This window comes from Candidatus Dedyshia acidiphila, assembly GCF_051025295.1.
Classification (GTDB): Bacteria; Acidobacteriota; Terriglobia; order Terriglobales; family Acidobacteriaceae; genus KBS-83.
The window spans coordinates 1-5673 of sequence record NZ_JBMGJV010000076.1 but is presented as its reverse complement, the minus strand read 5'-3'; the positions used below and the strand labels follow the sequence as shown (position 1 = coordinate 5673).

Annotated in this window: 6 protein-coding genes; 5 read left to right on the top strand and 1 reads right to left on the bottom strand. The window is 64.1% G+C overall.

Going from position 1 to position 5673, the window contains the following annotated elements:
* The 5 genes from prfB to AC5IJH_RS18150 form a co-directional block, all read left to right on the top strand.
* On the top strand, window positions 1-1038 hold a 1038-nt coding region (prfB, locus tag AC5IJH_RS18170; protein WP_491904238.1), incomplete at its 5' end, for a peptide chain release factor 2.
* A 215-nt stretch (window positions 1039-1253) separates the two neighbouring features.
* Entirely contained in the window at window positions 1254-1601 is a 348-nt protein-coding gene (locus AC5IJH_RS18165; RefSeq protein WP_491904237.1) for a DsrE family protein, read from the top strand.
* Window positions 1602-1685: 84 nt separating this feature from the next.
* Window positions 1686-2117: a CoA-binding protein gene (locus AC5IJH_RS18160; protein ID WP_491904236.1), complete on the top strand. Its 432-nt coding sequence runs from the start codon at window positions 1686-1688 to the stop codon at window positions 2115-2117.
* A gap of 57 nt (window positions 2118-2174) precedes the next feature.
* Complete coding sequence (locus AC5IJH_RS18155; RefSeq protein WP_491904235.1) at window positions 2175-4325, top strand: protein-disulfide reductase DsbD family protein; 2151 nt, start codon at window positions 2175-2177, stop codon at window positions 4323-4325.
* Between the two features lie 55 nt (window positions 4326-4380).
* A complete protein-coding gene (locus AC5IJH_RS18150; RefSeq protein WP_491904234.1) occupies window positions 4381-4821 on the top strand; it encodes a DUF4019 domain-containing protein in 441 nt (146 codons plus the stop codon).
* A 40-nt stretch (window positions 4822-4861) separates the two neighbouring features.
* Here AC5IJH_RS18150 and AC5IJH_RS18145 read toward each other — a convergent pair.
* On the bottom strand, window positions 4862-5673 hold an 812-nt coding region (locus tag AC5IJH_RS18145; protein ID WP_491904233.1), incomplete at its 5' end, for an AAA family ATPase.

The window sequence follows — 5673 nt, the reverse complement described above, 5'->3', positions numbered from 1 at the left end:
AAAAAAGTAGAAGAAAAGCTGGCCGATCCGGAGATCTGGGGCAAGCCCGCTGAGTCACAGGTGCTGATGCGTGAGCGCAAGCGGCTCGAGGAGCAGCTTGCTTACGACGTCGAGCTGACGCGGCGCACCGAGGATATTGATGCCTACTTCGACCTGGCGCGCGAAGGCGAGGCGGTAGAGCCAGAGCTCGATCGTGAGATCAAATCGCTGGGACAGTATGCGGAAGAACTCGAGACGCGCACCATGCTCTCGGGCGAGACCGACGCGCTGAACGCGATCGTGACAGTGCATCCGGGCGCAGGCGGTACGGAGAGCCAGGACTGGGCCGAGATGCTGATGCGCATGTACCTGCGCTGGGCCGAGCGCGAAGGCTTCAAGACCGAGATGAACGACTACCAGGATGGCGAAGAGGCGGGCATCAAATCGGCCACGTTCACCATCACGGGCGAGTCCGCGTATGGCCTGCTGTCAGGCGAGACGGGTGTGCACCGGCTGGTGCGGATCTCGCCATTCGACCAGGCGAAGCGGCGGCATACTTCGTTCGCCAGCGTGTTTGTGTCGCCCGAGATCGATGATTCGATCCAGATCGACATCAAGCCGGACGAAATTCGCACGGATACATATCGCAGCGGCGGCAAGGGCGGCCAGCACGTGAATACTACGGATTCCGCTGTGCGCATCACGCATCTTCCGACCAACATCGTGGTGCAGTGCCAGAACGAGCGCTCGCAGCACAAGAATCGCGAGAAGGCGATGAAGATGCTGCGCTCACGCCTTTATGAATACGAGCTGGATAAGAAGAAGGAAGCGAGCCGCAAGCTGGAGGATTCGAAGCTGGATATCAACTTCGGATCGCAGATTCGCAGTTATGTGCTGCAGCCGTATCGCATTGCGAAGGATCACCGAACCAAGGTCGAGGTGGGCGATGTGGACAGCGTGCTCGATGGCGCGTTGGCTCCGTTCATCCGCGGCTACCTGCTGATGCGCCGGCAGGGTGGCGCGCCGGTTGCGGCTTCGGGAGACGAATTGGATATCTAGATATCGACAAGAGTTCACCTTGAATGGCGTCGCGAGGGTATAAGGTCAGGCCGGGCCCTCTCTTGCGTTCATCCCTGGAGGTGTTCTTGTCGCGTCGCTCCTTTCTCTCGCAGTTAGCGTCTTTACCTATCCTGGCCATGGGCGGGGCTCCATCCTTGCTCGCTTCGCCGCAGGCGGCCCCCACCCCGGCAGGTCACAGAAGCCTCAACATATTCATGAAGAGCGCGTGGGGATCGGATGATCCCACGAAGGCTGCGTTTCCGTTTCTCCATGGCCTTGCGCTGACGGAAGCGGGACATACGGTGCGCCTTTTTCTGCTGGGTGAGGCAGTCAGCCTGATGCGCAAGAGTGTCGCCGAGGCTGTGGTGCCGGTCGGCTGGCCTCCGCTGGCGCAGACCATGGACAAGCTGTCGGCGAAGGGCGTCCAGATCTTCGCGTGCGGCGCCTGTTCGCGAGCGCGCAGCGTGTCGGAGACGGACCTGGCGAACTACGGAGCCAAGTACGGGAATCCCACTATCTTTGTCGGCCTGGTCGAATGGGCGGATCGCATCATCACCGAGTAAGCTCGGTCAGCGTTCTTCTCTCGTCTGACTTGCTGCGTCGGTCGTCATGGCCGGCGCATCGAAGTTAGAGCAAGAGGAGATGCGATGAACGAGCCAGAGCTGATCCAGCGGATTCTGGACACGGCGAAGACAATTGCGGTGGTCGGTCTGTCAGAGAAGCGCGACCGGCCGAGCCACCACGTTGCCGAGTACCTGCAGCAGCAGGGCTACCGGATTGTGCCCGTGAATCCGCAGGCACAGAGCGCGACCATCCTGGGCCAGAAGGTCTATCGCGATCTGGATCAGGCGTGCGCAGCGGAGAAGGTAGACGTGGTCGAGGTCTTCCGCGCGCCCATGTTCGTTCCTGAAGTAGTGAAGGACACGATGCGGCTGAAGGTGCCCTACCTGTGGCTGCAAGAGGGCGTCATGCACGAAGAGGCCGCTGACTGGGCGGAGAAAGACGGTATTGGCGTGGTGATGGATCGCTGCATGCTGAAAGAGCACGCCGCGTTGGCCCGCCGCCACGCAGCCCGATAACTCTCTGCTTCTGTAACTTCGCCGGGGGCGGGCCGTCCTACAATGGTGGCAAGCCCTATGAAAGCTCGTCCCTGGCGTTCCACCGTATGGCATCTCGTCCTGCTGACGCTCTTCGTGTTCGGCGCGAGCGTGCGCGGCGCATCGGCCCAGGCGAGTAGCGCGAAGGCCCTGCATCTCTCGGTGGAGTTGGTTCCCGAGCCCCCGGCCGCCTCCGACAGGTCGCACCAGCTTCGCGTGTGGATCGATTACACGCTCGATCCTGGCTGGCACGTGTATTGGAAGAATGCCGGCGACTCCGGTGAGCCACCGACCGCGACGTGGCATCTACCGCCTGGCTTCACAGCGACTCCATTCGACTATCCTGCGCCGCGCCGGTTGCCGCTTGGTCCGCTGATGGACTTCGGCTACGAGAAGCGAGTCGCGTTTCCCGTATGGATCAACACGCCGCAAGAGGCGAGCCACTATCTCGTGCCGGGTGCCGCGCCGATGGCATTGCGCGCGGACCTGACCTGGCTCGTGTGCCGGCAGGCGTGCATCCCGGGGAAGGCCTCGCTCACCGTGAATCTGCCGCAGGCGGCGAGTGGTGCAGGGCTTCAAGAGAAGCTGCAGTTCGCGCACAGCCAGGTGTTCCCGAGGCCACTGCCGGCGGGAGCAGCGGTGTTCGCGCCATCGGCTGACGGGCTGACGCTCGCCGTCTCGGGCATTCCGGGGGAGAAGCGCGCAGAGTTCTTTCCGGCGAATGGAAGCGTGCTCGCAAACGCCGCGCCGCAGGTTGTGACAGAGCGCAAAGATGGCGTTGCGCTGGCGCTGAAGAAGGATGAGGCACTGCACGGCACGCTCACTGCGCTGAACGGCGTGCTGGTGCTGGGTGATGGCGCCGCGTTTGAGATAGCGGCGCACCCTGGTGTGATCACTGCGCAGGCGCCAGCTGCGAGCGCAGCGGGGTGGCTGCGGTTTGCCGGGCTGGCGTTCGTCGGCGGAGTGATTCTCAACCTGATGCCGTGCGTCTTCCCTGTGCTGTTCATTAAGGCGCTGGCGCTGGTGCAGTCCTCGACCGAGGAGCGCCGCACCATGCGGCTGCATGGGCTGGTGTATACGCTTGGGATTGTGGTGTCGTTCTGGGTTGTCGTCGCGGTGCTGCTGGTGCTGCGTGCCGGTGGACAGCAACTCGGGTGGGGCTTCCAGTTCCAGTCGCCAGTGTTTGTCGCGATGATCGCGCTGCTGCTGTTCTTCTTCGCGCTGTCGCTTGCGGGCATGTTCGAAGTGGGGCTCAGCGTGACCAGCGCCGGCGGCTCACTGGCGAACCAGCGCGGCCTGTCGGGGAGCTTCTTCACCGGCGTGCTCGCGATGGTCGTAGCGACGCCGTGCACGGCGCCGCTGATGGGGCCGGCGATCGGCTTCGCCCTGACGCAGAGCGCAGTGGTCACGTTCGCTGTGTTCACGGCGCTCGCTCTTGGGCTTGCACTGCCGTATCTCGTTCTGGCCTTCCAGCCGGCGTGGACGCGCGTGCTGCCGCGGCCGGGTGCGTGGATGGAGGTGCTGAAGCAGGCGACGGCGGTCCCCATCTTTGCGACGGTGATCTGGCTGGTCTGGCTATTTGCGCACACGGCAGGCACAAATGCGCTAATTGGCTTGCTGGCGGGCTTTCTGCTGCTGGCGATTGCAGGCTGGGTGCTTGGGAGATGGCCGGCACGGGGCGCGGCAACGCTCGCGGCGGCGGTGGTCGTCGTTGCAGCGATTGCAGCCCCGGTCTATGCCATCCGCACGCTGCCCGCGCCGGAGCAGGCGAGCACGGTGCATGTTGATTCAACCAAGCGGTGGCAGACGTTCTCGCCCGCGCTGGTGGCGAGCTATCAGGCGCAGGGGCGTCCGGTGTTTGTCGACTTTACCGCGGATTGGTGCCTGAGCTGCCAGGTGAACGAGCGCGTGGTCCTCGAGCGCCCAGAGGTGTTGTCGAAGCTGCAGGATGGCAAGATCGCGCTGCTGCGTGCGGACTGGACGCGCCACGATGAGAGCATCGCGCGGGCGCTGGCTGGGCTGGGTAGGAGCGGCGTGCCGACGTATGCGCTGTATCCGGGCACAGCAGGAGCGCGGGCGAAGGTGCTGCCGGAGGTGCTGACGCCGGGCATCATCCTGGACGCGGTGAAGGAGCTGCCGAGCGGGCCGCCATCACCGGTGGTCGCATCGGCAAGCGCCCTTGTGCGCTGACCGCGCGACGGGGCACGCTTTCACGCGCGACGCAGCCACGATTTAATCTGAGCGCATGGTGAGCAGGCCCACGGTATGGCTGGCGGCGCTGATACTGACGCTGCCTGCGACAGCGCAGAAGAAGCAGGAAAAGCTCAACGCACAGCATGCGGATGCGATCGCTGCCGCGCACACCGCGGCCGACGCATGGCTCGCGATCGAGGACTCCGAGGACTACGGCAAAAGCTGGGAGGCGGCGTCCAACTACTTCCACACGCAGGTGCCGAAGGAGGGCTGGGTGCGGCGAATGCTCGCCGTGCGCAAGCCTCTCGACCCGGTGCTGACGCGCGATCTGTCCGCGTCGGAATGGAAGGACGCAATCCCGAATCTGCCGAAGGCCGAGTACGTCGCGCTGGCTTACACCACCGTCTTTGTGAATGGCCACAGTCAGCAGGAGACGGTAGTGATGGTGCACGAGGGGAGCGGCTGGAAGATGGTGGGCTACGCCACTGAGTAGATCTGCGTCACTGGCGTGACCGGCAGATCGCGAGCATCCGCTAGCGTTTGTGAGGGTGCTGTGCGTCAGTGCGCAGGTTGGCTTCGCGCGCGCGTTCGCGGGCTTCGCGTATTTCGTCCATGCGCTGACGCAGCAGCTTCTCGCGGCCGTCGCTGGTGGGGTGGTAGTAGCGGCGGTCTTGCAGGCTCTCCGGCAGGCAAGCCATGTCGGCGACCTTGCCCTCGACATCGTGCGAGTACTGATACTTCTCCGCATAGCCCAGCTCCTTCATCAGGCGGGTGGGCGCGTTGCGCAGGTGCAGCGGCACCGGTTCGGCGCGGGTGGTCTCAATGTCCTGCCGCACCGCACCCCACGCCGTGTAGACCGCATTCGACTTGGGCGCGAGCGCGAGATAGACGACCAGCTCGGCCAATGCGAGTTCGCCCTCCGGGCTGCCCAGGAAGTGCATGGCGTCGCGCGCAGAAAGTGCGAGGTTGAGAGCCTCCGGTGCAGCAAGTCCAATGTCCTCGATGGCCATGCGAACGAGGCGGCGTGCAACGTACATCGGGTCTTCACCGCCTGCAAGCATGCGACCCATCCAGTAGAGCGAGGCATCGACATCGCTGTTGCGCACGGATTTGTGCAGTGCGGAGATGATGTCGTAGTGCTGCTCGCCATTCTTGTCGTAGAGCAGGACGCGTTGTTGCAGCGCTTCGCTGGCGAGTTCACGCGTGATGCGGTGATCGCTGTGGGTCGCGGCCAGACGGCCGGCGATCTCGAGCGCGTTGTAGGCGCTGCGTCCGTCGCCCGAGGCATAGTCGGCGATCATGCGCAGCGCATCAGGGTCGGCGGTGAGGTGGTCCGCAGCGAGCC

Coding starts and splice junctions, on each gene's coding strand:
- AC5IJH_RS18150 (WP_491904234.1), top strand. CDS start 4,381: ATGGTGAGCAGGCCCACGGTATGGCTGGCGGCGCTGATACTGACGCTG.
- AC5IJH_RS18155 (WP_491904235.1), top strand. CDS start 2,175: ATGAAAGCTCGTCCCTGGCGTTCCACCGTATGGCATCTCGTCCTGCTG.
- AC5IJH_RS18160 (WP_491904236.1), top strand. CDS start 1,686: ATGAACGAGCCAGAGCTGATCCAGCGGATTCTGGACACGGCGAAGACA.
- AC5IJH_RS18165 (WP_491904237.1), top strand. CDS start 1,254: ATGAAGAGCGCGTGGGGATCGGATGATCCCACGAAGGCTGCGTTTCCG.